The 1,060-nt window shown below is 38.9% G+C and carries 1 protein-coding gene and 3 tRNA genes; 3 read left to right on the forward strand and 1 reads right to left on the reverse strand.

Annotated elements, in window-relative coordinates; all coding sequences use genetic code 11:
* The first annotated feature begins 17 nt into the window (after positions 1-17).
* The 3 genes from QMQ21_RS19155 (at position 18) to QMQ21_RS19165 (ending at position 290) form a co-directional block, all read left to right on the forward strand.
* Positions 18-88 (forward strand) — tRNA-Gly (locus QMQ21_RS19155).
* A gap of 34 nt (positions 89-122) precedes the next feature.
* Positions 123-196, forward strand: a tRNA-Ile gene (locus QMQ21_RS19160).
* A 6-nt stretch (positions 197-202) separates the two neighbouring features.
* Positions 203-290, forward strand: a tRNA-Ser gene (locus QMQ21_RS19165).
* A gap of 202 nt (positions 291-492) precedes the next feature.
* Here QMQ21_RS19165 and QMQ21_RS19170 read toward each other — a convergent pair.
* Positions 493-1,060: transposase (locus tag QMQ21_RS19170; protein WP_261814986.1), on the reverse strand; the 568-nt coding region annotated here is incomplete at its 5' end.

Below are 1,060 nucleotides of genomic sequence, written 5' to 3' on the forward strand. Positions count from 1 at the left end.
TTATTTATAGTATTTATGCGGGTGTAGTTTAGTGGTAAAACTACAGCCTTCCAAGCTGTTGTCGCGAGTTCGATTCTCGTCACCCGCTTTGAACTTTGTTCAAATTACCAAGTTTTTAACTTGGGCGCGTAGCTCAGGTGGTTAGAGCGCACGCCTGATAAGCGTGAGGTCGGTGGTTCGAGTCCACTCGTGCCCATTAATAGGAGAATTACTCAAGAGGCTGAAGAGGACGGTTTGCTAAATCGTTAGGTCGGGTAACTGGCGCAAGGGTTCGAATCCCTTATTCTCCGTTTTATTGAGAGTTTATAACTCTTTTTTTATATTTTTAAGAATAGTAGAATAAAAACTTCAGATTTGTAAAACTTAATTGGATTACTTATCTGAAGTTTTTTTGCGCTCTTTGTCAACTGTAGTGGGTTGCAGAAAAGCTAAAATCTTTATATATTGTTGATTTTATGGGCTCTTTGTCAACTGTAGTGGGTTGAAGAAAAGCTAATATCTAGAAAGGACAAATTTCGTCCTTTCTTTTTTGATATTCAGAGCGATAAAAATCCGTTTTTTGAAGTTTTCAAAGTTCCGAAATCCAAAGGCATTGCGCTTGATAAGTTTGATAAGATTATTGGTGGCTTCCAGTTTGGCGTTGGAATAGGGTAGTTGAAGGGCGTTGGCAATTTTCTCTTTATCCTTGAGGAAGGTTTTAAAGACAGTCTGAAAAAGAGGATGAACCTGCTTTAGATTGTCCTCAATGAGCCCGAAAAATTTATCCGGTTCCTTATTCTGAAAGTGAAAAAGCAAGAGTTGATAGAGATGGTAGTGGTGTTTCAAGTCTTCTGAATAGCTCAAAAGCTTGTCTAGAATTTCTTTATTCGTCAAGTGCATGCGAAAAGTAGGGCGATAAAAACGTTTATAGCTGAGTTTCCGACTATCTTGTTGGATGAGTTTCCAGTAACGCTTGATAGCCTTGTATTCATGGGATTTTCGATGAAACTGATTCATGATTTGGACACGCATACGACTCATAGCACGGCTCATGTGTTGGACAATATGGAAACGATCCAAC

It is taken from the genome of Streptococcus bouchesdurhonensis, from assembly GCF_948472335.1.